Raw genomic sequence first — 24,405 nt, 5'->3', positions numbered from 1 at the left:
AACACCGTGGGCTGGAACACCAATCCGGTCGTTGTGACCGCGGCGATCACCGGGGCAGACGTGACCCGGGACAACAATCCGAACGTGCCCTACACGCCGGCCGAGATCGCCGATTCGAGCCTGCGATCGGTGGAAGCCGGTGCGGCAATCGCCGCCCTGCACGTCCGCGAGGACGACGGCACACCCAGCGGGCGGCCTGAGCTCTTCCAGCAGGTGATCGAACGGATCCGCGCCGAAGAACCGCGGGCGGTGACCAACGTCTCCACCGGCGGCTCCAACACCATGAGCATCGAAGACCGCATGGGCGGGCTGCAGGCGATGCCCGACATGTGCGGGGTGGAGACCGGCTCGATGAACTTCGGCGACGAAACCTTCATCACCCCGCCCCCGGCCGCGCGCGAGATCATCGCCCGCGCCGGTGGGCAAGGCACGGCGCTGGAGGTCGAGGCGTTCGACGTGGGGCACGTGGTCAGTGCCGTCAGCCTGTTCAACGAGGGCATTCTGCCCGCACCGCTGCGGGTGAATCTGGTCTTCGGAGTGCCCGGCGGCATCGACGCCTCGCCGGAGGCCCTGGAGGCCATGATCCGACCGCTGCCGCCCGGGACGTTCTGGACCGTGACGTGCGTGGGCCGCTGGCATGAACGGATTCTGGCGCTGGGCCTGCTGAGGGGCGCCGACGGGGTGCGCACCGGACTCGAGGACGTCGCCTACATCTCCAAGGGCGTACTCGCCCCGTCCAACGAGGCCCTGGTCGCCAAGCTCGTCGGTCTGACGACAACACTCGGCCGGGAGGTCGCCACTCTCGAGCAGGCCAGAGAACTACTCGGGCTGCACTGACGTCGTCGACCCGCCCAGACCGTCGAGGGTCGCGGCCACCAGCGCACCCAGGGTCGGCAGGTGATAGCCGCCCTCCTGCACGATGACCGTCGGCAGTTCCAGTGCCCCCAGGGCGGCCCCGGCCCGGTGGTAGCCCTGCGGGGTGACCTGTAACGGACTCTCCGGGTCGTCGATGGCGGCGTCCACGCCGAGTGCGACCACGAGGGCCTCGGCGCCGAAGGCGGCGGCAGCCTCGGTCATGCGCGCCACCCCCTCCAGCCACTCCGCGTCGCCCGAACCGGGCGCGAGCGGCAGATTGATGTTGGCACCCAGTCCGGCGGCGCGCCCGGTTTCCTCGGCGAAGCCGACGTGGTGGGGAAACCAGCCCGCGCCCGGGTCGACGTGCACCGAGGCGGTGAGAACGTCGGCGCGCTCATAGAAGATCGCCTGGGTGCCATTGCCGTGGTGGGCGTCGATGTCGAGTACGGCGACCCGGGCGAAGTCGGCCTCACGCAGGGCCTGTGCGGCGATGGCCGCATTGTTGAGGTAGCACGATCCGCCGTAGGCCGTCGCGGTGGCGTGATGTCCCGGCGGCCGGGTCAGCGCGTACACCTGCGGCGTGTCTCCGCCGACGACCGACTCCACCGCGGAACGGGTGACGTAGGTGGCGGCCAGGATCGCCTGCCAGCTCCCGGGGCCGACGAGGGTCATGGTGTCGTAGCAGAAGACACCGATCTGAGCGTGCAACGCCGTCGGTGTCCGGGCCGGCAGGCCGTGCAGCAGTGCGGGGCTGCCGAACAGATACGGAACGACCCGCCAGGCACCCTGATCGGGGTAGCCGCCGGCGACCCAGCGGTCCCAGACCGTGGCGAGGTACTCGAGCAGACCCGCCGAGTGCACCGATTCCAGCCAGGCGGTGTCGAACTCGCGCGCCGGCACCATCGGGTGGCCGCGTTCGCGCAGCGCCGCCTCGATCACCTCGGCCCGTTCGGCAGTCTCGGCGGCGGCGGTGGCCACGCCGAGCCAGATCTCCGCGTCGGGATCGTGGTCTCGGCAGCGCGGGTCGATGACCACCGGTATCCGCCCCGCCACCGGGGCAGCATGGCACGATGCGCCCATGAGCGGAAGGGTCCGGTTAGCGGACTGGTCGGTCGCGATCGGCGCCCTCCCCCGGGGACCCACCAATTCCGTTCTCGACGTGCCGGGGGTCGGACTCGGACACGCGACGGTGATCGCCGACGACGCCGAACCCCCCGCCGGCGAGGGCATCGCCCGCACCGGGGTGACGGTGCTCGATCCCGGCGGTGATGCCTGGGTGGCCCCGGTGCCCGCCGGGGTGTCGGTGCTCAACGGGGCGGGTGAGCTGACCGGTCGATCGCAGGTGCAGGAGTGGGGCCTGGCCGAAACCCCGGTGTTCCTGACCTCCACGATGCAGGTCGGCAGGGTCTACGACGCGGCATGCCGGTTGCTCATCGCCGAGCAGCCCGACATCGGTGTGGACGACTGGGTGATCCCGATCGTGGGCGAGTGCGACGACTCCTGGCTCAACGACGCACGCCGCATGCACGTGCGTGACGAGCACGTCGCCGCGGCGCTGGCCGCCGCCCGCGCGTCTTCGGGTGGCACGCGTGTAGAACTCGGTGCGGTCGGCGCCGGAACCGGGATGTGCTGCTACGGGTGGAAGGGCGGAGTGGGTTCGGCATCGCGCAAGCTTCCCGACGGTCATGTGGTGGCGGTGCTGGTGCTGGCGAACTTCGGGACCTGGGAGCGACTGACCATCGCCGGGGTGCCGGTCGGTCGCGCCCTGGGTCCGCCTGCCCATCAGGCGCCACGGCCCGCCGGATCGTGTATCGGCGTGGTCATCACCGACGCACCGGTCGACGCCGCCGGCTGCGCCCGGCTGGCGACCCGTATCGGACTGGGGCTGGCCCGCACCGGAAGCACCGCCCACCACGGCTCGGGAGAGATCTTCCTCGGCCTGGCGAACGGTCTGCGCACCGCGCGGACGGAATCCGCCGCGCCCCGCGCGGTGTTGTCCGGGTCGGCGCTGGACACCTACTTCGAAGCCACCGTCGATGCCGCTGAGGAGGCCGTGATCGACGCGCTGCTTTCGGCGACGACGATCACAGGAGTCGGCGGCCGGACCATCGACGCGCTGCCACTGGAGCGCGTCCGCGCGATGCTGGTGCCCGCGTGACCGGCAGGCGTCGCAACGCGTGGATACCGATGAGCGATGGTGTCCGGCTGGCGGTGACCCTCTACCTGCCCGAGGGGGGCGCCCAGCCGTGCATCCTAGAGGCGCTGCCGTACCGCAAGGACGACCTCACGGCCTCCTACCGACCGGAGTACGTCCGACTCCGCGACGAGCACGGCTATGCCGTAGCCCGGCTGGACCTGCGCGGAACCGGCAGCAGCGGCGGGCGGGCCACCGATGAGTACCCGGCCTCCGAGCCGCGCGATCTGACCGAGGTGATTACCTGGCTGGCGGCACAGCCGTGGTGTGACGGCAACGTCGGCATGTACGGGACGTCCTACAGCGGATTCAATTCGCTGCACCTGGCCGCCGTGTGCCCGCCCGCGTTGAAGGCCGTCATCGCGATCTTCGCGACCGATGACCGGTACACCGACGACGTCCATCTCTGCGGCGGCTCGCGACGCTGGCTGGATCTCGTCGACTACTGCCACTACATGAATCCGATGAACGCCCTGCCGCCGGTCCCGGCGATCTGGGGCTCCGAGTGGCGCGCGGAGTGGGCGGCAAGGATCGCCGAGCACGAGCCGTGGCTGCTGGCCTGGCTCGCCCACACCCGCCGGGACGCCTACTGGCAACACGGGTCGATCCGCCCGGACTACCACGACATCACCTGCCCGGTGCTGCTGGTCGCGGGCTGGGCGGACGGCTACCGCAACAACTCCTTCCGCACCGTGGCGGCGCTGCGCGCGGCGGGGCGGCACGCCGAACTGCTGGCCGGGCCGTGGTCGCACGCGGCGACGTCGTCGTGTCTGCCCGGTCCGCGCATCGACCTGGTGCCGGAGATGGTCGCATGGTGGGACCGCTGGCTGCGCGGTGTCCTTCCCGGTACCGCACCGCCGACCGCGCGCTGGTATGCGCGAGCCTCGCATCGCCCCGCCGTCGACCTCGACCACGTCCCCGGCGGGTGGCGAGCCGACGACTGGCCGACACCACGGTCCGCCGAGGACATCCGGACCCTGGAGGCGCGCCCGCCCTACCCGGTCGTCGCCGACGTCGGGCTCACCGCGTGGCTCTCCTGCAGCGGGCATCTGCCGTGGGGGCAGCCCGACGACCAGCGCACCGACGACGTCCGGTCACTGACCTGGGACTGGCCGGTGGATGAGGCGCTGGAGATCGCCGGGTATCCGATTGCGCGACTGCGGGTTTCGGCGTCCGGGCCGATCGCCGGAGTCGCGCTGCGACTCTGTGACGTCGCTCCGGACGGCACATCCACCCTGGTGTGCCGCGGGTTTTTGAATCTGACCCGCCGCGCGGGCATGGACACCGCGACACCGCTGGCCACCGGGGAGGTCTACGACATCACCGTCGACCTCGACGCGGCAGCCTGGCGATGGGACGGCGGCCACGTCCTGCGACTGGCTTTCGCCGGCGCCGACTGGCCGAACGTCCTCGCGCCGCCCGCACCGGTGACCCTGACCGTTCTCGGCGGTGAGCTGGTCCTGCCCACCTACGATCCCGCGACGAGCCCCTTCCCCACTCCGGAATTCGCCCCCGGAGACGAGACCGCCGGCGAAGACCCCGCGGCAGTGACCTGGCGAATATGGCGAGACCCGCTGACCCGGGCTGTCGGCGCCGCCATCGACCACGGCGGCGCGCCCTATGACACGCCGTACGGATGGGCCGGCGAACATTACGCCGGAGAGGTGAGCGTCAACACCGCCTCGTTCGAACAGACCCTGCGATCCGACGTCACCTTCACCGTGCACTACGACGACGACGGTGCCGGCGAGCCGGTGGATTGCGTGGTCACGTCGCGGTTGACGGTCACCGCCGACGAGGAGCACCTCGATGTGAGTGTCGAATTGGACTGCTCGGAAGGCGAACCCGGCAGCGAGCGCGTCGTCGGGCAGCGGTCGTGGAGTCGCCGTTTCGACCGGGATCTGGCCTGAGCCGCTCACACCAGCCAGTTGGCGAGATAACCCGGACTGGTCAGGGCGTCGCGCTCCAGCCGGAAACCCGAAAGGTCGTAATCACTCGCCCCGTGCAGCGCCATGTCGGTGAGCAGGCGGCCGAACAGCGGCGCGAACTTGAATCCATGCGCCGAACCCAGGCCCACCGTGACCGCCGGGTTACCGGGTAGGCGGTCGACGACGAAGTCGCGATCAGGAGTCAACGTGTACAGGCACCGCTTGGACCGCACCGGAGGGCCGGAGCCGGGCAGCACCGCGGCCATGAAGGCCGCCAACCGGTCGAGCATCGCCGCGTCAGTGCCGCCGTGCCGGTCCTCGGCGCTCACTTCGGGTCCGCCGCAGTCCTGTGCGGCCTTGACCGTCGTCTCGCCCGCGCCGTACGTCGGGAACCCGTAGTAGGAAGGGTCGTCCATCCAGATCCAGACCGGGAAGACCTCGGGAGCGAACCGTTCGGGCCGCGGCGGGGCGAAGTAGGTCAGCTGCTCCTCCGTCACGGTCAGCGGCAGGTTCACACCGAGAGGGGCGAGCAAGCCCGCGGTCCACGCGTCCGCGGTCACGACCACGCGCCCGGCGCTGACCACACCTGCAGTGGTCACCACCTCAACGCTGTCCGAGCCGGCGACGATCGCCTCCACGCGGGTGTTCTCCTGCACCACCGCGCCGAGTTCGCGGGCTCGGCGGACCATCGCGGCGGTGCCGGCCGCGGCCGGCACGATCCCGGTGCGGGACTGATACAGCGCGACCGTGCCATCGGGCAGCGCGAACGCCGGCCAGCGCTCGGCGACCGTCACGGCGTCGAGGACCTCGAAACCGACACCGAGTGCCGCCATCGACGAGGCGTAGTCGTCGATCGCGATCGCGGCGTCGGGCGGGAAGAGGTCCAGTCCCCCGGTTTGCGTCACGAACCGCTGCCCGGTGTCGTGCTCCAGACGGTTCCACTCGTCGTAGGCGCCGAAGGTCAGTGCGACGTAGTCCGGGCTGTGATAGCTGTGCCGGATGATCCGCGAGGTGTCGTGCGAGGCTCCGCGGTCGTGACCGAGCCGGTATGCCTCGATGCCGACCACCCGCAGGCCGCGACCCGCGGCGTGCCAGGCGGTCGCGCTACCGAGCGCGCCCAGGCCCACCACCGCCAGATCGCAGGTCTCAGCCATCGGCGCCTTCATGGCGGCGCAGTCGCGGCAGCAGCCAGCGCCGGATGTCCAGTGCGGCGTCCTCCATCGGTGCGAACCAGCCCTGCGAGTAGTACCGCGACGCCATCCCGCGCTGCACCGACTCGCAGATCGCCCAGTCCTGCCGATTCACCAGATCCCACAGCTGCGCGGCGTCGGAGGGGTCGAAGCCCGGTTTCGCCACCTCGCGCGGGTCGAAAAGCAGATCGCAGGTGACCATCGTGCGATCGACCGAGACGGGTCGGAGCACGAACGCGGCGACGTGATCGGCGGACAGCGAAAGAAACAGGTTCGGGTACACCAATTCGCCCTTGTGGCGAACCTTTTCCGCCGCGTCGAGATTGGGGAACGGCGCGCGGTCGCTGGTGCCGGTCAGCGTGAAGGTCCAGGCGCCCTCGCGGTGCGGGATGCCGTCCTCCCAGTCCAGGTCGGCACCGCCGCCGCCGAATGCCGGGACCAGCCGGCATAGCTCCGGATGGACCGGCCCGCAGTGGTAGCACTCGTTGTAGTTCTCCGCGAGGATCTTCCAGTTCGCGGCGACGGAGTATTCCAGACGGGCACCGACGACCAGGGACTCCAGCGGGTAACGACGGACCCGATCGGGTACCGGGCCCAGCGTCTCGGCGACCGGAGGGGCCGCCGGGTCCTCGGTGATCCACAGGAAACCCGCCCACGAATCCGCACCCAGGCGAACCAAGCCGAAGGCGGAGAAGTCGATCTCGACATCCTCGGTGTGCGGTGCGTGCAGCAGCTGACCGTCGAGCCCGTAGGTCCAGGAATGGTACGGGCAGCGCAGCGATTTCGCGTCGCAGGGCTCGGCCCGGCCGACTGCGTCGACAGCCACCAGTTGAGCCCCGCGGTGTCGACACACGTTGGCCAACGCGCGCACCGCTCCGCCATCGTCGGCGGTCACAATGACCGATTCGCCGCCGAATTCGATGACCGCGCGGCGGTTCCGCAAAATCCGGCCACCGCTGGCCAGACCCAGATCGTCGAGTCGTCCGACACAGGTCCACTCGCCGCGCAGCATCGTCGCCTCGCGCAGGTGGAAATCCACGTCGAGGTAGTGATGCCGGTCCAGGGCCGGCTGCAGCGCCCGGGTCATCCCTCTCCAGTATCACCCATCCGGGCTGGCACCAGATGGCAGGCGGCGGCGTGATCGCCTCCATGTGCCGCGGTCGGCAGCACGGGCGGGGCGACCGTTCGGCACAGCTTCTCGATCCCGGCCGCAGCGGCCTCCCCGTCCGCTAACGCCGGGCAGCGAGTATGAAAACGGCAGCCGGGAGGAATGGCGGTCGGGTCGGGCGTCTCTCCGGTCAGCACGATCGGCTCCAGCCCGCTGATCTCAGGCACCACCGACAGCAGCGCTTTGGTGTAGGGGTGTCGCGGCGCGGAGAGAATCTCCTCGGTGGGACCGACCTCGACGATCCGGCCCAGATACATGACCGCCACCCGGTCGGCGATGTTCCAGGCCAGCCCGAGGTCGTGGGTCACGACGAGCAGGCTCAGACCCAGCTCGTCGCGCAGGCCCAGCAGCAGGGCGAGGATCTCGCCACGGACGGACGCGTCCAGGCTGGAGACCGGTTCGTCGGCGACGATAACCTCCGGACCGAGCACCAGCGCACCGGCGATCACCACCCGCTGGCGCTGCCCGCCGGAGAGTTCGTGCGGGTATCGGAGGAAGAAGCGTTCCGGCGGCCGCAACCCGGCACGAGCCAGGGCATCGGCGACCCTGCTCTGCTCGTCTTCGTGCATACCGTGCACCCGCAGACCCTCGGCGACGGCCTCGTACACGGTGTGCCGGGGATTGAGCGCCCCGGTGGTGTCCTGCAGGATCAGCTGCACACGGCGGCGGTAGGACTTGAGGTCACGTTTGCGGTACGAGAGCGCCTCACCGTCGGCACGCACCTGGCCGGCGAAAGGCCTCAGTAGACCCATGACCGCCCGGGTCAATGTCGTCTTGCCGCAGCCACTTTCACCGACCAGGGCGACGATCTCACCCCGGCCCACTGCGAGGCTGACACCGTCGACCGACCGGGCGACGGTACCCGCACTGACCGGAAATCTCACCTCGAGGTCTATCACCTCCAACGCAGGCGAATTCGCCCCGGTCCGTTCGGCGCTCACCGGTCAGCCCTTCCGGCACGATGGCATGCCACCGCGCGGTCAGCGTCCCGGGTCAAAACCGGGTCGTGTACCGAGCACTGCTCTATTGCTATCGGACAGCGCGGATGCAGCGCACACCCCGGCGGGAGATCCCCCGGGAACGGGGGGTCGCCCCGCAATCCGGCGGGCGCGTAGCGGAACGCTTGGTCACCGATGCGGGGAAAGGCTCCCGCCAATCCCCGGGTGTAGGGATGGAGGGGATGGTCGAAGACGTCCGCAGCCGGACCCTCCTCCACGACACGGCCCGCGTACATGACGGCCACCCGGTCACAGACATGCGCCAGCAGCGCCAGGTCGTGACTGATCAGCACAACCGACAAGCCGAATTGCTCGACGAGCGAGGTCAGCAATTCGAGAACCTGCGCCTGAACCATCACGTCCAGTGCGGTGGTGGGTTCGTCGGCGATCAGGAGACTGGGTCGACAGGCCAGCGCCATCGCGATCATGACCCGCTGTTTCTGCCCGCCGGAGAGCTGGTGCGGGTAGGCGCGGGCCCGGCCGGTGGGCAGACCCACCCGCTCGAGCAACTCGCCCACCCGCACCCGTGCCGCTTGCCGGCTGACACTCTCGTGAACCAGGATCGGTTCGGCAAGCTGGGTTTCGACCCGCTGCACCGGGTTGAGTGCGTGCATGGCCCCTTGGAAGACCACCGCGGCCTCCGCCCAGCGCACCGCGCGCAGCCGCCCGAAGGACATCGCCATCACGTCTTCGCCGCCGAGCCGAACCTGACCGGACAGCTCAGCGGACTTGGGCAGCAGGCGTAGCACCGAACTGGTCAACGTCGTCTTACCGCAACCCGACTCCCCCGCCAGACCGAGTTTCTGACCGGGTTCCACCCGCAGCGTGACTCCGCGTACCGCGGGGATGAGGCCCTGCCGGGCTCGGTAGGTGATGCTGACGTCGTCGAATTCCAGAAGTGCCATCAGATGGCTCCGTGCGGGTCGAGGATGTCCTCCAGTGCCCGCCCGATGAGGTTGAAGGCGAGCACGACGAGCACGACACACACACCCGGCGCCGCCAGGTACCACCAGGCACCCGCTGAGATCGCCCCTCCGGCGAACGCGTCGTCGAGGATGGTGCCCCAGGATATCGCGGTCGGATCACCCAGACCCAGGAACGACAGCGTCGTCTCGGACAGTATCGAGATCGACACCGCGAGGGTGGTGTTGGCCAGAACGAGTGGCATCACGTTGGGCAGCACGTGGTGGGTCATCTGATGCACGTCACCCGAGCCCAGCGCCTTCGCCCGCTCGAGGTGCGGGCGTCCTTCTACTGACAGCGTCTGGGCCCGGACCAGCCGCGCGGTCGCCGGCCAGGACGTCACCCCGATCACGATGATGATGTTGAGCAGGCTCTTGCCCAGAACGGTGGCCAGCACGATCGCCAGCGGCAGGAACGGGATGACGAGGAACCAGTCAGTCAGGCGATCCAGAGCCGAGCCGATCAGCCCGCGGTAATGCCCGGAGGCGATTCCGATCGCGGTGCCGATGACCATTGACAGCACGGTGGCGCACAAACCGACCAGCAGCGAGATCCGGGCACCCCAGACGACGAGGGCGAGGACATTGCGTCCCGCCTCGTCGGTACCCAGCCAGAACTCTGGCGTCGGGGCGGAGTAGATGGCACCGCCGGCCTTGGTGACATCGAGCTGGGACTCGGCGAAGAGCAACGGCGCGCACAGCGCGAGAACAGCGAAGGCCGCAAAGATCGCCAGCCCGAGCATTCCCGATCGCGACCGCCGAAACTGCGCCAGGATCCGGCCCGCGGAGCGGCGGCGCCGCGACCACACCACCGATCGGGCGGAGACCGGCATGCGCTCGGCGCCGGCGTCGCTGCCGGTCATTGCCGCACTCGAGGGTCGAGACGGGCGTAGAGCAGATCAGCGAGCAGGTTGGCCACGATGACCGCGGCCGAGAACAGCAGAAAGAGGGTCTGCAGCAGCGGGATGTCCGGGCCGCGCAGGGCCAGCACGGTCAGCGAGCCGAGCCCGGCGATCGAGAACACATACTCGATGGTGATTGCTCCGCCGACGACGAAGCCCAGGTTGAGAAAGATCAGCGTGGTGGTCGGCAGTAGAGCGTTGGGCACCGCGTGCCGTCGCCGGACATCAGCGTCACGAAGTCCCTTGGCGCGGGCGGTGAGCAGGTAGTCCTCGTCGAGCTCGTTGATCAGGGAGGCGCGCATCACGAGGGCGTACTCGGCCAGGTAGATCACCGTCAGGGTGATCACCGGAAGCGTCAGATGCCAGGCGACGTCGGCGATCCCCGCAAGACTGCTGATGTCGGTGCCCGGTGTGGACAACCCCCCGACGGGGAAGATCCCCGGAATGCCGAAGACTCCCACCGAGAAGATGATGAGCAGGATCATTCCGAACCAGAATTCGGGCATCGAGTACAGGACGAGGGTGATGGTGGTCGCGATCTTGTCGAAGCGGCCGCCCCGCTTCCAGGCGCACCGAACACCGAGCCAGACACCGAAGATCGTCGCCAGCAGGGTCGCGGTACCCACCAGCACCAGCGTCGGCCAGATCCGCGGGAGGATCACGTCCCAGACCGGTGCGCTGAACCGCTGCGAGGGCAGATCGGGAACGAATGGATTTCGCAGATAGGTGATGAACTGTTCGCCGATCGGGGCGTTGAACCTGGCCTGAAGCTGTCGTTTGATCTCCGGATCGACATCGCGGCCCCGGGTGTAGAGCGAGATGGGGTCACCCGGCAGCAGCCGGAACAGGAAGAAGTTGAACACGATGACGAAGACGAAAGTTCCGCCCGCTGACGCCACCCTGGACAGCGCGTAGCGCGCGCCCGCCCCCGGGATCCGTCGGCGCCCGCTCTCCTGCCGGCCAGGCGCGCCGATCAGCGCCATACTCGCGTCACTCCCGGTCGTCGGCTCCAGCGGTGCGACGGCGTCTGAGCAACAGCAGCGCGACGCCGCCCACAGCTGCGGCAGCCGCCACAGCGATGCCGATCACCGCAGGCGACGGGCCGGACCGCCGCGCACCGGAGTCCGCGGCGACGGGGCGCAGATTCTCATACGTCCACGTTCCGTATTGGAAGAGGTAGGAACCGTCCGGGGCGGGTTGCGGGACGAAGCCTTCGAATCGATCGGCGCGGTAACCGATCAGGTTGTTGTAGTAGTAGGTCTGCGCATACGGCCAGTCGTCATAGAGGATCTGCTGCATCTGTTTGACAAGTCCGATCCGCTTGGCGGGGTCCGTCTCGACACTTTGGGCCGCGAAGAGCTCGTCATAGGCCGGATTGCAGTAGAAGGAGTCTGACAGGTTGGTCACCACGCTGCCGTCCTCCTCATAAGACCTCTTGCCGCAGGTGAACGTCGAGAGTTGGTAGTCGGGGTCCGGCTCGACCACCCAGCCCCACTCGAACATGTCGTATTCACCCTGCCCGACCTTCTCGGTGAGCGCGTCTTCGGCAATAAGCGTCACGTTCGCTTCGATACCGACATCCGCCAGATAACGCTTGATGAATTCGACGGCTTTCTTCGACGTGGCCGAATCCGATCTGCCGTACAGCCGGAACGAGAGCGGGGCACCGTCGCCCGCTCGGCGGATACCGTCGGGACCCTGTCGGTAACCCGCGGCGTCCAGCAGGGATCGGGCCTTGTCGGGGTCGTAGCTGACTTCGTTGGGCGGGCTGAGGTGCCAGGTCGCAAACATCGGCGGGATGAGCGTCGATCCCACGCTTCCGTTCCCGCCGAGCACCTTCTCGACCATGGTCTTGCGATCCAGCGACCAGCCGACGGCCTCGCGCAGTCGCTTGTCCTTCAGCAGCGGATTTCCGTCGCCGATTGGTTTTCCGCTCGTCGTTTGGGCCCCGGTATTGAAGGCCAATTCATTGAAGCCCGGATAGAGCGCCGACCGGCGTTGGACGTTCGGTGCATCGGCCAGCGAGTCGAAGACGTTGGCTTCCAGTCCGTCGGCGTAGTCGATCTCGCCTTTGCGAAGGGCCTGGCCAAGAGCGTCGGGATTGGCGTAGAACTTAAAAACGACTTCGTCGACAAGGGGCTTGCCCCGATAGAAGTTCGGATTGGCCACCATCCTGGTGAACTGACCGACCTGGCGCTCGGCGACCAGAAAGGGCCCCGACCCGACGATGGGTTTGCCGTCGGTCGGTTCGTTCTTGAAACTTTGCAGGGCGGTCTCGTCGATCTTGGAGTAGACGTGCTCCGGCAGGATGTAGACCGCGAGCTTCTCCATCAGCGGTGAGGGCTTGGCGACCCGCAGGATCAGGGTCGTGTCGTCCGGTGCCTCGGCCCCGGTGATGTTGGCGACGTAGTTGCCGTAATTGACCTTCTCGAAGGTGCCGTTGATGATGCGGTTGAAGGTGTAGGCCGCGTCCCTTGCGGTGAGCGGCACGTCATCGCTCCATTTCAGGCCGGGCCTGATCTTGTAGGTCCAGAACGTCTTGTCTGGCGACTCGGTCCACGACTCGGCAAGTCCCGGCTTGATGCTGAAGTCTTCGGCCCCGTACTGGGTCAGCGTGGGATAGACCAGTTGCCAGATCTCATAGGCGGCCACGGTGACCCCGACGAAGGGGTTCAGCGAGTCGACGTCCTGGTCGACCCCCACGGTGAACACCGATTTATCCGTGTCCGCGCCGACCCGCGCGGCGGAGGGAAGCAGAAGTCCCATCACCACGGCGATGACCGCGGCGACGCGTGCGATTCGACGTTCCATGAGAATTCCTTCCGTCTGCACCGGCCAGACCAGATCACGATGGCAGCATTTGAGGACACAGTCTTGCGTTCGCCGCTATTTCCTCGCCGGAGGTTCGATGTCGCTCGGAGCTGGGCCAGGCACCGATCCGCCGACGGCGCGTAGCGGGGATCCGGCCGACCCGTTCTGCTGGATCGCCGCGCCGACCGCGGACCTCGTCGCTCTGCTCGACGCCGAACGCCGGTACTACGAGTCCCGGGTCGCGACGCTGGCCGCGCTGCGCGCGTCACTGGCTGCCGAAATGAGAGCGCGGGTGCCGACCGAGTCGGAGTCCGCGCCGTGGACATCGGGCGGATTCACCTACCGTCTGCTGCATCCGGCCGGTGCGGAGTTCCCCACCCTGGTCCGGCGCGCCGCCGGCGGCGATACCCGCCCGGTGATCGACCTGCAGGAGGTTGCCGAAGCCCACCCCGGGACCGAGTTTCACCCCGGCGAGCTCCGGGTGAGCCCCGACGGAAACACCCTGGCCTGGTCCTGCGACGTGGTCGGAGACGAGCGCTATCGGCTGCGGTTCCGCGATCTGCGGACCGGAACCGACCTGCCCGAGGTGATCGAGGCGACGTTCCCCGACGGCGCCTGGAGCGCGGACGCGTCGAGCTACCTGTATCTGCGTACCGATCGCGTCAACCGGCCATTTCAGGTGTGGGCGCACCGGTTGGGTACCGATCCTTCGGCGGACGTCCTGGTGCTCGAAGAGCCGGATCCGCGATTCGAGATCACCGTCGAGGCGTCGCGCTCGGGTGCCTGGCTGGTGATCACGGCAGCCTCCCGCAACACCTCCGAGGTCCACCTGCTGCCGGCCGCCGACCCCACGTCCGAACCGGCTCTCGTGCGAGCACGCCAACCCGGGGTCGAGTACCGCGTCGAGCATGCCCCCGGTCCGCAGGGGGACCGATTCCTGATCGTCACCAATCTTCACGCCGTCGAGTTCCGCGTCGTCGTCGCTCCAGCCGACTCCCCCGGGCACTGGAGCGACTACATCGCCGAGGATCCGACGACGCGTATCCACCGGGTGGATGCCTTCAGTACGGCGATCGTCGTCTCAGCCCGGCGCGGCGGTGTCGGCATGGTGACGATCCGGCCCTACGCCGGTGAGCGGCTGGAGGTCCTGCCGAACCTTCCGGGTGGTCTGGTACGACTCGGTCGTAACGAGACCTTCGACACCGACTTCATCACCGTCGTCGAGCAGTCGTTCATCACCCCGACCCGACACGAGGACATCGACCTTGCGACCGGATCCCGGGTGCTGCGCCACATCGAGCAGGTGATCGGTGTCGATGCGGATTGCTACCTCCAGGAGCGTCATCTGGCCGGGTCACCCGACGGCACGAGGGTGCCCGTGATCGTCGTGCGACACCGGGAGATCGCACTGGACGGCACCGCCCCGCTCTTCCTCTACGGCTACGGGTCGTATGAGGCATGCACCGACCCCGATTTCGGTTACGACTGGTGGCGATCACTGCCGTCTCTGCTCGACCGCGGTGTCGTGTGCGCTTTCGGTCAGCCTCGTGGCGGCGGCGAACTGGGCCGGCGCTGGTGGCTCGACGGGCACCTGCGATCCAAGCCCAACACCTTCGACGACCAGGCCGCGGTCGCGGACTTCCTCGCCGACGGACTCGTCGACGGCACCCGGATCGTGGCCCGCGGTCTTTCCGCGGGTGGGCTGCTGGCCGGCGTGCTGTATTCGCGGCGTCCCGACCGCTTTGCCGGAGTGGTGGCCGAAGTGCCCTTCGTCGACGTGCTGACAACGATGTCCGATCCATCCCTTCCGCTGACGATCTCGGAATGGGACGAGTGGGGAAACCCGGCCGATCCGGATGATCGCGCCGTGCTGCGGTCCTATTCCCCCGTCGACAACGCGCCCCCGGTTGCTGCTCGCCCCGCACTCCTGGTCACCGGAGCGCTGCACGACACCCGCGTCCTGATCCGCGAACCCGCGAAGTGGGTGGCCACGTTACGCGCCGCAGACCCCGCACACGGCGCGGGAGTCGACCCCGCTTCGCCGGTATCCCGGCGCACGATTTTGTTCCGCGCGGAGACTGGATCGGGTGCGCACGCCGGGCCGGTCGGACGCTTCTCCCAACTCGACTACGAGGCCGAGATCTACGCCTGGGTACTCCGCTGTGTCAGCGCCGACGCTGACGGCTGATTTCGGCCAGGACGACGCCGGCGGCGACGGCGGCGTTGAGCGACTCGGCCGGACCGGCCATCGGGATCGACACCACCGCATCGCAGTTCTGCCGGACCAGCCGCGACAGGCCTTTGCCTTCCGAGCCGACGACCACCACCAGAGGCTCGGTGGCGTCGAAGTCGTCGAGGGCGGTGTCGCCGTCGGCGTCGAGTCCCACCACCCGCAGTCCGGCCGCGGCCCACTGCACCAGGGTGCGGTTGAGGTTGGTGGCCCGTGCGATCGGCACCCGCGCCGCCGCTCCGGCACTGGCCCGCCACGCCACCGCGGTCACCGCCGCGGAGCGCCGCTGCGGGATGAGCACCCCGTGGCCGGCGAAGGCGGCGACTGACCGCACGATCGCACCGAGGTTGCGCGGGTCGGAGATGTTGTCCAGCGCCACCAGCAGGGCCGGGCGCACATCGTTGGTGGCGGTGGCCAGCAGGTCATCGGGGTGCGCGTAGGCGAACGGGGGAACCTGCAGCGCGATGCCCTGGTGCAGGGTGTTCGCGCTCATCCGGTCGAGGTCGCCGCGGGGCACCTCCAGGATCGGAATACCGCGATCGGCGCTGAGGGTCACCGACTCGGTCAGCCGCTCATCGGCCTCGGCGCCGAGGGCGACGTAGAGCGCGGAGGCCGGCGCGTTGGCCCGCAGGCACTCCAGCACCGGGTTGCGACCGAGGACGAGTTCGTTCTCGTCGGTGGGCCTGGCCGGACGGCGGGCCTGCTTGCCGGCGCGCTTGGCGGCCGGATGGCCGGGCCTCAGATGCGCGGGCGGGGTCGCGCCGCGCCCCTCCAGTCCGCGCCGGCGCACACCACCGGAACCCACGGTCGGGCCCTTCTTGGTGCCGGCCTTGCGCACCGCGCCGCGGCGGCGTGAGTTGCCGGGCACTAGACCGCGTCCGGCGGAGCGTCCTGGCCGAGCAGGGTCCACTGGGGCCCGTCGGCGGTGTCGGTGACCTCGACGCCGGCCAGCTTGAGCCGGTCGCGGATCTCGTCGGCCTGAGCCCAGTCGCGGTCGCGCCGGGCGTCGGCGCGCCGCTGCAGTTCAGCACCCACCAGCACGTCGAGGGCGGCCAGCGCGGCGGCGGTCTCGTCGCGGGTCTCCCAGCGCTCGTCGAGCGGGTCGCAGCCGAGGATCGCCGTCATCGCCCGGATCCCGCCTGCCATCGCCAGGGCCGTCTCGTGGTCACCGGAGTCCAGCGCCCGGTTGCCGATGGCGCGCGCGGCGTGCACCTCGGCGAGCGCGGCGGGCACCGCCAGGTCGTCGTCGAGCGCGGCGGCGAAACTGTCCGGAACCGTGGCGGGCAGCACCGCGCCGACCCGGATCCGGACCCGGTGCAGGAACTCCTCGATGCCCGCGTAGGCCCGCACCGCGTCCTGTAGCGCGGCCTCGGAGAACTCCAGCATCGATCGGTAGTGCGCACTGCCCAGGTAGTAGCGCAGCTCGGCGGGCCGAACCCGTTGCAGCACAGCGGGAATCGCAAGGACGTTACCCAGCGATTTACTCATCTTCTCGCCACCCATGGTGACCCAGCCGTTGTGCAGCCAGAAGCGGGCGAATCCGTCACCGGCCGCGCGCGCCTGAGCGATCTCGTTCTCGTGGTGGGGGAAAACCAGATCCATTCCGCCGCAGTGGATGTCGAAGTCGGCACCGAGGTACTCGTGCGCCATCGCCACGCACTCGGAGTGCCAGCCGGGGCGGCCGCGGCCCCAGGGCGTCGGCCACGACGGCTCGCCCGGCTTGGCCGCCTTCCACAGGGTGAAGTCGCGCTGATCGCGCTTACCGGTGCCCACACCCTCGCCCTGATGGACGTCGGCGATCCGGTGTCCGGAGAGTTTGCCGTAGTCGGGGAAGCTCAGGACGTCGAAATAGACGTCGCTGTCTCCCGCCACGACCGAGGGGTAGGCGTGCCCGCGGTCGATGAGGCGCTCGATGAGTTCGACGATCTGGGTGATGTGGCCGGTCGCCCGCGGTTCGCCGGACGGCGGCAGCACCCCGAGAGCCTCGTAGGCCGCGGAGAACGCGCGCTCATGGGTGGCCGCCCACTCCCACCACGGGCGGCCCGCCTCGGCGGCCTTGGACAGGATCTTGTCGTCGATGTCGGTCACGTTCCGGATGAACGCGACGTCCAGACCCTTGGCCATCAGCCAGCGGCGCAGCACATCGAAGGCCACCCCGCTGCGGACGTGTCCGATGTGCGGCAACCCCTGCACGGTGGCGCCGCAGAGGTAGATCGAGGCATGCCCCGGCCGCAGCGGCGTGAAGTCCCGCACGGCACCGGTGAAGGTGTCGTGCAAGCGCAGGCCGGTCACGACGTGGCAGCTTACCGGGAGGTCTCGATGACCAGGGCGGTGGCGAAAGCGGCCAGCCCCTCGCCGCGGCCGGTCAACCCGAGGCCGTCGGTGGTGGTCGCCAAGACCGACACCGGAGCACCCAGCAGCTCGGAGAGCACCCGCTGGGCCTCCTCCCGGCGGGGTCCGATCCGCGGGCGGTTGGCGATGACCTGGACAGCGGCATTGCCGACCCGAAACCCCGCCTCGGCGAGCATCTCCCGGACGTGGGTGAGCATCTGCGCCCCGGTCACGTCGCGCCACCGGGGTTGGTCGACTCCGAAAACCGCGCCCAGATCGCCCAGGCCCGCCGCCGAGAGCAGGGCGTCGCACAGCGCGTGCACGGCGACGTCACCGTCGGAATGCCCGGCGCAACCGTCGGCGTCGTCGAACACCAGGCCCAGCAGCCGGCAGGGCCGGCCCGGTTCGATCGGATGAACGTCTGTTCCCACCCCGACCCGGGGCAGCGGCACGGTCATGTCAGCACCGCCGCCGCCAGCTGCAGATCCAGCGGGGTGGTGATCTTGAACGCCAGCGCGTCGCCGGCGACGGTGTGCACGGGAACGCCGAGATGCTCCACCAGTGCGGCATCGTCAGTGGCGGCGCTTCCGGCGTGCCGGTAGGCCCGCAGCAGCAGTTCGGTGTCGAACCCCTGCGGGGTCTGCACCGCCCGCAGCCCGGCCCGGTCCGGCGTCCCCAGCACCACGCCGTTGGCGTCGACGGCCTTGATGGTGTCGGCCACCGGCATGACGGGCACGACCGCGCGCATCCCCGCGCGCAGCGCGGCGATCACCCGTTGAATCAGTGGGACCGGCGTCAGCGGACGCGCCGCATCGTGGACGAGGACGAATTCCGGCTCGCCCACGGCGGCCAGCGCCAACCGGACCGAATCCGAACGCTGCGGGCCGCCGGCGACGACGGTGGCCCGGCCTGCCAGCAGCATTGCGGCCTCATCGACCCGATCGGCCGGGATGGACACCACGACCCGCCCGACGTCCCCGGAGTCCAGCAACCCGTCAACGGCGCGCTCGAGCATGGACCGGCCGGCCAGGCTGACGAACGCCTTGGGAACACCCGCTCCGAGCCGCTCACCGCAGCCGGCCGCCGGGACGATCGCGACGGTGTCAGACACCGGGGCCGTCGGGGTCGTCAGGGGGCATTCAGGATGCCGCGGCCAGAACCTCGTCGAGAATGATCGCGGCCTTGGCGTCATCGGTGTTCTCGGCCAGGGCCAGCTCGCCGACGAGGATCTGGCGGGCCTTGGCCAGCATCCGCTTCTCACCCGCCGACAGTCCGCGCTCCTGGTCACGGCGCCACAGATCGCGGACGACCTCGGCGACCTTGTTGACGTCACCGGAGGCGAGCTTCTCGAGGTTCGCCTTGTAGCGGCGCGACCAGTTGGTGGGTTCCTCGGTGTGCGGGGCCCGCAGCACCTGAAAGACCTTGTCGAGGCCCTCCTGGCCGACCACGTCGCGAACCCCGACGTACTCGGCGTTCTCGGCGGGGACACGAACCGTCAGGTCACCCTGGGCGACCTTGAGGACCAGGTATTCCTTCTGTACTCCCTTGATGGTGCGGATCTCGATCGCTTCAATCAACGCGGCACCGTGATGCGGGTAAACAACGGTGTCTCCGACCTTGAAAATCATCAGTTTGGGGCCCCTTTCACTTCTCCATGTTAACACGGGGCCGACCGGCGCGTGGAACAACGGTGCAGGTCAGGGGCACCTCAGGTGAACAGGAGGTATTCGGCGGGTTGTCCAGCAGGGCATTAGGCCGGGGACCGGCCCCGTTGGGGTCCGGCCGGACGGGGCTGAAAGGGGCCGAACGCGGCCGAACGACTCTGCTACCGCCGCCGCAGGCACTAGTCTGCAGAGTCATGACGCGGCGGCACAGTGACCGCCGCACGGCCCCGCGGGAGACTGCTGTGAACATCCACCGCCTCTGCACCGCATCCGCAGCCCTCGCGGCGTGCGGTGTGCTCCTGACCGGCTGCGGAGCGGGCCAGATCTCGCAGAGCGCCGGCATGGAGGCCGCTGTGAACGGCGCGGTGGCCAGCGCCGGCGACATCGGAATCCGCAACATCCACCTGCAGGCCGTGCAGACCGAGGACTTCCTTCAGCCGGGCGCGACGGTGCCGCTGATGTTCGTCGCCGTCAACAACTCCCCCGACGAAAATCACCAACTGGTGCAGATCACCTCCGACGTCGGCGAGGTTTCGGTGACCGGCGACGGCGCGATCCCGGCCAGCGGGGCACTGGTGGTCGGGTTGGCCGACGGCCAGCCGCAGGCACTGCCCGACGGCGAGGGCAAGCCGGCGATCGCGGAGGTCAAGCTCACCAAGCCGATCACCAACGGTCTGTCCTACGGGTTCACCTTCGACTTCGGCAGGGCCGGGAAGACCACCGTCGCGGTCCCGATCTCGGCGGGCGACGCAGACCGGCGGGAGTAATCCCCCGTCCGCGGCCGACACCCGGCTTGCCGGTCCGCGAAACTGTCACACCGACCCGCTAACTTCAATCTCGTGGCCAGGGCACGTGCGCAGTACCGCTGTTCGGAATGCCGTCATGTCATCGGCAAGTGGGTCGGCCGGTGCCCGGAGTGCGGGACGTGGGGGACCGTCGACGAGGTGGCCGTCCTGGCTGCGGTCGGCGGGGCGCCGGCCTCCGCCCCGGCCACCCCGGCCGTCCCGATCAGTGCGGTGGACCCCGATCGCACCCGCCACTTGCCCACCGGCGTGGCAGAACTCGACCGGGTGCTCGGCGGCGGCGTCGTGCCGGGTTCGGTGAGCCTGCTCGCCGGTGATCCCGGGGTCGGCAAGTCGACGCTGCTGCTCGAGGTGGCCCACCGGTGGGCGACGTCGGGCCGGCGCGCGCTGTATGTCTCCGGCGAGGAATCCGCCGGCCAGATCCGGATGCGCGCCGACCGCACCGACTGCAGTCACGACGAAGTGTTCCTGGCCGCGGAGTCCGACGTGCACACCGTGCTCGGCCACCTCGATGCGGTACAGCCCAGTCTGGTGATCGTGGACTCGGTCCAGACCATGGCGGCGGCCGACGTCGACGGCGTGATCGGCGGCGTCACCCAGGTGCGCGCGGTGACCGCGGCGCTTACCGCCGCCGCGAAGTCCAGTGGGGTCGCGATGATCCTGGTGGGCCATGTCACCAAGGACGGCGCTATCGCCGGACCCCGGTCACTCGAGCATCTCGTCGATGTGGTGCTGCACTTCGAAGGTGATCGCAACACCACGCTCCGGATGGTCCGAGGCATCAAGAACCGCTTCGGAGCCGCGGACGAGGTCGGCTGCTTTCTGTTGCAGGAGAACGGCATTACCGGTGTCGCCGATCCGTCCGGACTGTTCCTCGATCAGCGTTCCGAACCGGTGGCGGGTACCGCGATCACCGTGACCCTGGACGGCAAGCGCCCGCTCATCGGCGAGATTCAGGCCCTGCTGACCGCGCCTCCCTACGATGGAGCACCGCGGCGCACCGTCGTCAGCGGGATGGACCAGTCGAGGGTCGCGATGATCACCGCCGTGCTGCACAAGAGGGCCGGGGTCGCGGTCGGTCTGCTCGACAGCTACCTGTCCACCGTCGGCGGCATGCGGCTGACCGATTCTTCCGCGGACCTCGCAATCGCCGCGGCGATGACCTCCGCGGTGACCGGCAGGCCGCTGCCGGCGACCGCGGTGGTGTTCGGCGAAGTGGGCCTTGCCGGTGACGTCCGGCGGGTCACGGGCATGCAGCGCCGGCTCACCGAGGCCGCCCGGCTGGGTTTCACCACTGCGGTCGTTCCAGTCGGTTGCGGCCCGGCGCCCGCGGGACTGCGCACGCTGGAGTCTGCGACAGTCAACGACGCGCTGCGGTCCGTGCTGGCGATCAGCGGGCCGACAGCCCAGTCAGCTGCCGCCAACCGGAGGTTGGGTTAGCCCACCGGGGCGGGGGCCGGCGCCTCGGCGGGCGGCTCACCCGCCGGCTCAGCCGGGGCGGCCGGTGGTTCGGCCGGTGGCGGTGCCGTCTCGGACAGGATGAACGGCACGGCCGCCGAGCGGAGGTTGCCGAGTTGGACGACCAGGTTGTAGGTGCCCGGGCCGATCGGCTCACGGGGCAGCGGGCACTGCGGAGCCGAGCCCATACCGGTCCAGGTGACTTCGGTCGTCACCTGTTCGCCGGGGTTGAAGGTCTTGACCAGAGTCTCGTTGGACGGCGCGCAGTCCAGGTTCGACCAGAGGCGATTGTTGTCCAGCGAGTAGACGTAGGCCGCGAGCACCGCGGCACCGACGTCGCGCTTGCAGCCGACCAGACCGATGTTGGTCACGACCATGGTGAACTTGGGCTGGTCACCGATCACGTACTGCGGCGCATTGGTGATGCCCTTCACCGCGAGGGTGGAATCGGGGCAATCGTCGCCGTCCTGAAGGATCGGCGGCGGTTCGACGGCGGCGGTCGGCGTCGGAGCCGCTTCCGGGCCGGACTGTGCCGGCGGCATCACCGGCGTCTTGTTCTCCGGCTGCGGTGTCTGGGCGGTCTCGGCCTTGGTGGACTGGGTCACCCCGGACTTGCCCAGCATGGCGACGGCGACGCCCACGACCAGGGCGATGAGCAGCAGCATGATTCCCAGGGCCAATCCCCTGCGCCGCCAGTAGATCTGCGACGGAAGCGGCCCGCGTGGTTCGATATCCAGCACGTTCTCACCGTAAGGCCAGGTCAACCCGACGCGTCCGACCCCGCACGGCGTGTCGCCTTGTTTGGTGAGACGCGCGTTGCTAACCGCTACGTGGCCTCGCCGACGTCTCCGAGGTGAGCGAGGGGCTTGACCCTGCCCTCGGCCAGCAGATAGCTGGCGCCGACGATGGCCAGTTCGCCTTTTTCGACGCGCTCGGAGATCGCGTTGGACAGCGACAGCAGCTGCGTGCCGGTCTCGATGACGTGGCGGGCTTCGAACTCGTCGACGCGGGTCAATCCGTCACGACGGCCCAGCATGATCGACGAGCTGACCCGCTCGACCAGGTCCCGGACGTACCCGCCGGGAACCTTGCCCTCGTCGAGCGCGGCCAGGGTGGCCTGCACCGCCCCGCAGCTGTCGTGGCCGAGAACCACGATCAGCGGGACGTCGAGGACGCCCACCGCGTATTCGATCGAGCCCAGCACCGCGGAGTCGATGACGTGACCGGCGGTGCGCACCACGAACATGTCACCCAGCCCCTGGTCGAAGATGATCTCGGCAGCCACCCTGCTGTCGGCGCAGCCGAACAGCACCGCGATCGGGCGCTGCGCGGCGGCGAGCATCCTCCGGTGCTCGATGCTCTGGCTGGGATGCTCGGGCCGACCGTCGACGAATCGCTCGTTACCCTCTTTCAGTGCCCGCCATGCTGCCGCCGGAGTCATCTTGGCCATGCGCTGTATTCTGCACGGCCGCGGCGGCGGCCCGCCAGTGAGCATCCCCGCCGGGGAAATCGTCGCGTGGTACGGCCGGGCTGCGCGGGATCTGCCGTGGCGAGATCCCGGGGTCACCGCCTGGCAGATCATGGTCAGCGAGTTCATGCTGCAGCAGACGCCGGTGGCCCGGGTGCTGCCGGTGTGGACCGAGTGGGTGGCGCGCTGGCCGACGGCCTCGGCCACGGCAGCCGCCGGGGCCGCCGACGTGTTGCGGGCCTGGGGCAAGCTGGGTTACCCGAGACGGGCCAAGAGGCTGCATGAGTGCGCGACGGTGATCGCCACCCGGTACGACGACGTGGTGCCCGCCGACGTGGAGACCCTGCTCGGCCTGCCGGGCGTCGGTGAATACACCGCGCGTGCGGTTGCCTGTTTCGCCTACGGCGCTTCGGTGCCTGTCGTGGACACCAATGTGCGGCGGGTGGTGGCGCGCGCCGTCGAGGGCCGCGCGGACGCCGGCACCCCATCGGCTTCGCGCGACCACGCCGAGGTCGGCGCTCTGCTGCCCGGAGACGAAACCGACCCGGTGTTCTCCGCGGCTCTGATGGAGCTGGGCGCCACCGTGTGCACGGCGCGCTCACCCCAGTGCGGCCGTTGCCCGCTGACGCGGTGCGCATGGCGCGACGCCGGCTGGCCGGCGGGCGGCGATCCGAAGCGACCGGTACAGCGCTATGCCGGCACTGACCGGCAGGTCCGCGGAAAGCTGCTCGACGTACTGCGGTCGACCAGCACGCCGGTCGACCGGTCCCGACTGGACGCCGCGTGGCTGACCGATACCGCGCAGCGGGACCGGGCACTGGGCTCGCTGCTGGCCGACGGTTTGGTGGAGCAGACCGCGGACGGCCGCTTCGCGCTGGCGGGCGAGGGCGGGTCGGACTGAGACCCCGTCTGGGGCCGGGAAGTTGTCGTACCCCGTTGCGAGACTGGGGTCATGTCTTCGGTGGTGTCGGTCGCCCGGCCTGATGAGCGCCTTGGGGTGCTCTTTGGTGAGCTGGCGGAGCTGGCGGGGCAGCGTAACGCGATTGATGGTCGCATTGTGGAGATCGTCGCCGAGATCGAGCGCGACGGGCTCTGGGGTGGCACGGGTGCGCGTTCGGTGCCGGCGCTGGTGGCCTGGAAGCTCGGCTCGTCATCGGCTAACGCGCACGCCATCTCCGCGGTCGCGCGCCGGCTCGAGCAGTTTCCGCGCTGTGCGCAGGGCATGCGGGAGGGCCGGCTCTCGCTGGATCAGGTCGGGGTGATCGCGGCGGGGGCCGGGCAGGGCTCCGATGAGCACTACGCCGCGCTGGCCGCGGTGGCCACGGTCAACCAGCTGCGCACCGCGGTGCGCCTGGAGCCGCGCCCGGAACCGGATACCCGGCCCGAGCCGCAGCGTTCGGTCACCAAAACCTCCGGCGAACAGTCGACCAGTTGGCGGATCAC

General features: G+C 69.4%; 23 protein-coding genes. 8 read left to right on the top strand and 15 right to left on the bottom strand.

The features are described from left to right. Positions 1 to 6 precede the first annotated feature (6 nt). Positions 7 to 837, top strand: coding sequence for a beta-keto acid cleavage family enzyme (locus ACKOB8_RS01790; RefSeq protein WP_526375026.1), 831 nt, complete (start codon positions 7 to 9; stop codon positions 835 to 837). On the opposite strand, the gene ACKOB8_RS01785 is transcribed toward ACKOB8_RS01790, so the two are convergent. Beyond that, positions 820 to 1,908 (bottom strand): histone deacetylase family protein, encoded by a 1,089-nt coding sequence (locus ACKOB8_RS01785; RefSeq protein WP_526375024.1) that lies wholly within the window; start codon positions 1,906 to 1,908, stop codon positions 820 to 822. The genes ACKOB8_RS01790 and ACKOB8_RS01785 overlap by 18 nt on opposite strands. Positions 1,909 to 1,933: 25 nt before the next feature. Here ACKOB8_RS01785 and ACKOB8_RS01780 point away from each other — a divergent pair, with 25 nt between their 5' ends. Beyond that, on the top strand, positions 1,934 to 3,013 hold the full coding sequence (locus tag ACKOB8_RS01780; RefSeq protein WP_526375022.1) for a P1 family peptidase: 1,080 nt from the start codon (positions 1,934 to 1,936) through the stop codon (positions 3,011 to 3,013). Positions 3,014 to 3,042: 29 nt separating this feature from the next. Beyond that, on the top strand, positions 3,043 to 4,959 hold the full coding sequence (locus ACKOB8_RS01775) for a CocE/NonD family hydrolase (RefSeq protein ID WP_526375020.1): 1,917 nt from the start codon (positions 3,043 to 3,045) through the stop codon (positions 4,957 to 4,959). A gap of 5 nt (positions 4,960 to 4,964) precedes the next feature. Here the strand turns inward: ACKOB8_RS01775 and solA are convergent, their stop codons facing one another. Genes solA through ACKOB8_RS01740 form a run of 7 tightly spaced genes read right to left on the bottom strand, consistent with a single transcriptional unit; the run spans position 4,965 to position 13,008 of the window. Then, a complete protein-coding gene (gene solA / locus ACKOB8_RS01770) occupies positions 4,965 to 6,131 on the bottom strand; it encodes an N-methyl-L-tryptophan oxidase (RefSeq protein WP_526375018.1) in 1,167 nt (388 codons plus the stop codon). Continuing rightward, on the bottom strand, positions 6,124 to 7,254 hold the full coding sequence (locus ACKOB8_RS01765; RefSeq protein ID WP_526375016.1) for an aromatic ring-hydroxylating oxygenase subunit alpha: 1,131 nt from the start codon (positions 7,252 to 7,254) through the stop codon (positions 6,124 to 6,126). Before ACKOB8_RS01765 ends, solA begins: the two co-directional genes overlap by 8 nt. Continuing rightward, entirely contained in the window at positions 7,251 to 8,276 is a 1,026-nt protein-coding gene (locus ACKOB8_RS01760) for an ABC transporter ATP-binding protein (RefSeq protein WP_526375014.1), read from the bottom strand. The genes ACKOB8_RS01765 and ACKOB8_RS01760 overlap by 4 nt, the downstream gene beginning before the upstream one ends. Further along, on the bottom strand, positions 8,273 to 9,238 hold the full coding sequence (locus ACKOB8_RS01755) for an ABC transporter ATP-binding protein (RefSeq protein ID WP_526375012.1): 966 nt from the start codon (positions 9,236 to 9,238) through the stop codon (positions 8,273 to 8,275). Before ACKOB8_RS01755 ends, ACKOB8_RS01760 begins: the two co-directional genes overlap by 4 nt. Then, positions 9,238 to 10,158 carry an ABC transporter permease gene (locus ACKOB8_RS01750; RefSeq protein ID WP_526375010.1) on the bottom strand — a complete coding sequence of 307 codons (921 nt, stop codon included), beginning with the start codon at positions 10,156 to 10,158 and terminating at the stop codon, positions 9,238 to 9,240. The genes ACKOB8_RS01755 and ACKOB8_RS01750 overlap by 1 nt, the downstream gene beginning before the upstream one ends. Next, complete coding sequence (locus ACKOB8_RS01745; protein ID WP_526375008.1) at positions 10,155 to 11,180, bottom strand: ABC transporter permease; 1,026 nt, start codon at positions 11,178 to 11,180, stop codon at positions 10,155 to 10,157. The genes ACKOB8_RS01750 and ACKOB8_RS01745 overlap by 4 nt, the downstream gene beginning before the upstream one ends. Positions 11,181 to 11,187: 7 nt before the next feature. Next, positions 11,188 to 13,008, bottom strand: coding sequence for an ABC transporter substrate-binding protein (locus ACKOB8_RS01740; RefSeq protein WP_526375006.1), 1,821 nt, complete (start codon positions 13,006 to 13,008; stop codon positions 11,188 to 11,190). Positions 13,009 to 13,105: 97 nt separating this feature from the next. On the opposite strand from ACKOB8_RS01740, the gene ACKOB8_RS01735 reads away from it, so the two are divergent. Continuing rightward, positions 13,106 to 15,196 carry a prolyl oligopeptidase family serine peptidase gene (locus tag ACKOB8_RS01735; RefSeq protein ID WP_526375004.1) on the top strand — a complete coding sequence of 697 codons (2,091 nt, stop codon included), beginning with the start codon at positions 13,106 to 13,108 and terminating at the stop codon, positions 15,194 to 15,196. Here ACKOB8_RS01735 and rlmB read toward each other — a convergent pair. From rlmB to carD, 5 genes are read right to left on the bottom strand one after another with little or no spacing between them, the layout of a single operon-like run. Beyond that, on the bottom strand, positions 15,174 to 16,106 hold the full coding sequence (gene rlmB, locus ACKOB8_RS01730; RefSeq protein ID WP_526375002.1) for a 23S rRNA (guanosine(2251)-2'-O)-methyltransferase RlmB: 933 nt from the start codon (positions 16,104 to 16,106) through the stop codon (positions 15,174 to 15,176). The genes ACKOB8_RS01735 and rlmB overlap by 23 nt on opposite strands. Then, positions 16,106 to 17,530 carry a cysteine--tRNA ligase gene (gene cysS, locus ACKOB8_RS01725; protein WP_526375000.1) on the bottom strand — a complete coding sequence of 475 codons (1,425 nt, stop codon included), beginning with the start codon at positions 17,528 to 17,530 and terminating at the stop codon, positions 16,106 to 16,108. The genes rlmB and cysS overlap by 1 nt, the downstream gene beginning before the upstream one ends. Positions 17,531 to 17,541: 11 nt before the next feature. Further along, positions 17,542 to 18,027, bottom strand: a complete 486-nt coding sequence (gene ispF, locus ACKOB8_RS01720) for a 2-C-methyl-D-erythritol 2,4-cyclodiphosphate synthase (protein ID WP_526374998.1) — start codon at positions 18,025 to 18,027, stop codon at positions 17,542 to 17,544. Then, positions 18,024 to 18,680 carry a 2-C-methyl-D-erythritol 4-phosphate cytidylyltransferase gene (gene ispD, locus ACKOB8_RS01715; protein WP_526374996.1) on the bottom strand — a complete coding sequence of 219 codons (657 nt, stop codon included), beginning with the start codon at positions 18,678 to 18,680 and terminating at the stop codon, positions 18,024 to 18,026. The genes ispF and ispD overlap by 4 nt, the downstream gene beginning before the upstream one ends. Before the next feature lie 28 nt (positions 18,681 to 18,708). After that, the gene (carD, locus tag ACKOB8_RS01710; RefSeq protein WP_526374994.1) at positions 18,709 to 19,197 is read right to left on the bottom strand and encodes an RNA polymerase-binding transcription factor CarD; all 489 of its coding nucleotides are present in this window, start codon (positions 19,195 to 19,197) and stop codon (positions 18,709 to 18,711) included. Between the two features lie 284 nt (positions 19,198 to 19,481). On the opposite strand from carD, the gene ACKOB8_RS01705 reads away from it, so the two are divergent. Both ACKOB8_RS01705 and radA read left to right on the top strand, forming a co-directional pair. Continuing rightward, entirely contained in the window at positions 19,482 to 20,000 is a 519-nt protein-coding gene (locus ACKOB8_RS01705; protein WP_526375115.1) for a copper chaperone PCu(A)C domain-containing protein, read from the top strand. Between the two features lie 72 nt (positions 20,001 to 20,072). Next, positions 20,073 to 21,476 carry a DNA repair protein RadA gene (gene radA / locus ACKOB8_RS01700; RefSeq protein ID WP_526374992.1) on the top strand — a complete coding sequence of 468 codons (1,404 nt, stop codon included), beginning with the start codon at positions 20,073 to 20,075 and terminating at the stop codon, positions 21,474 to 21,476. On the opposite strand, the gene ACKOB8_RS01695 is transcribed toward radA, so the two are convergent. Together ACKOB8_RS01695 and ACKOB8_RS01690 are read right to left on the bottom strand one after the other, a co-directional pair. Next, the gene (locus ACKOB8_RS01695; RefSeq protein WP_526374990.1) at positions 21,473 to 22,234 is read right to left on the bottom strand and encodes a hypothetical protein; all 762 of its coding nucleotides are present in this window, start codon (positions 22,232 to 22,234) and stop codon (positions 21,473 to 21,475) included. The two genes, radA and ACKOB8_RS01695, sit on opposite strands and share 4 nt — an antisense overlap. A gap of 86 nt (positions 22,235 to 22,320) precedes the next feature. Beyond that, a complete protein-coding gene (locus tag ACKOB8_RS01690) occupies positions 22,321 to 22,944 on the bottom strand; it encodes a carbonic anhydrase (RefSeq protein ID WP_526374988.1) in 624 nt (207 codons plus the stop codon). A gap of 37 nt (positions 22,945 to 22,981) precedes the next feature. Between ACKOB8_RS01690 and ACKOB8_RS01685 the strand changes: the two genes are divergently transcribed. Beyond that, complete coding sequence (locus tag ACKOB8_RS01685) at positions 22,982 to 23,863, top strand: iron-sulfur binding domain-containing protein (protein ID WP_526374986.1); 882 nt, start codon at positions 22,982 to 22,984, stop codon at positions 23,861 to 23,863. Positions 23,864 to 23,914: 51 nt separating this feature from the next. Further along, on the top strand, positions 23,915 to 24,405 hold a 491-nt coding region (locus ACKOB8_RS01680; RefSeq protein WP_526374984.1), incomplete at its 3' end, for a DUF222 domain-containing protein.

The organism is Mycobacterium sp. (assembly GCF_046091765.1).
Classification (GTDB): Bacteria; Actinomycetota; Actinomycetes; order Mycobacteriales; family Mycobacteriaceae; genus Mycobacterium.
This window is presented reverse-complemented; position numbering and strand designations above follow the sequence as displayed.

What these genes read in the sequence shown, in the direction of transcription:
- ACKOB8_RS01780 (WP_526375022.1), top strand. Translation starts at nt 1,934, where the DNA reads ATGAGCGGAAGGGTCCGGTTAGCGGACTGGTCGGTCGCGATCGGCGCC.
- ACKOB8_RS01775 (WP_526375020.1), top strand. Translation starts at nt 3,043, where the DNA reads ATGAGCGATGGTGTCCGGCTGGCGGTGACCCTCTACCTGCCCGAGGGG.
- solA (WP_526375018.1), bottom strand. Translation starts at nt 6,131, where the DNA reads ATGGCTGAGACCTGCGATCTGGCGGTGGTGGGCCTGGGCGCGCTCGGT.
- ACKOB8_RS01765 (WP_526375016.1), bottom strand. Translation starts at nt 7,254, where the DNA reads ATGACCCGGGCGCTGCAGCCGGCCCTGGACCGGCATCACTACCTCGAC.
- ACKOB8_RS01755 (WP_526375012.1), bottom strand. Translation starts at nt 9,238, where the DNA reads ATGGCACTTCTGGAATTCGACGACGTCAGCATCACCTACCGAGCCCGG.
- ACKOB8_RS01750 (WP_526375010.1), bottom strand. Translation starts at nt 10,158, where the DNA reads ATGACCGGCAGCGACGCCGGCGCCGAGCGCATGCCGGTCTCCGCCCGA.
- ACKOB8_RS01745 (WP_526375008.1), bottom strand. Translation starts at nt 11,180, where the DNA reads ATGGCGCTGATCGGCGCGCCTGGCCGGCAGGAGAGCGGGCGCCGACGG.
- ACKOB8_RS01740 (WP_526375006.1), bottom strand. Translation starts at nt 13,008, where the DNA reads ATGGAACGTCGAATCGCACGCGTCGCCGCGGTCATCGCCGTGGTGATG.
- ACKOB8_RS01735 (WP_526375004.1), top strand. Translation starts at nt 13,106, where the DNA reads ATGTCGCTCGGAGCTGGGCCAGGCACCGATCCGCCGACGGCGCGTAGC.
- ispF (WP_526374998.1), bottom strand. Translation starts at nt 18,027, where the DNA reads ATGACCGTGCCGCTGCCCCGGGTCGGGGTGGGAACAGACGTTCATCCG.
- carD (WP_526374994.1), bottom strand. Translation starts at nt 19,197, where the DNA reads ATGATTTTCAAGGTCGGAGACACCGTTGTTTACCCGCATCACGGTGCC.
- ACKOB8_RS01690 (WP_526374988.1), bottom strand. Translation starts at nt 22,944, where the DNA reads ATGGCCAAGATGACTCCGGCGGCAGCATGGCGGGCACTGAAAGAGGGT.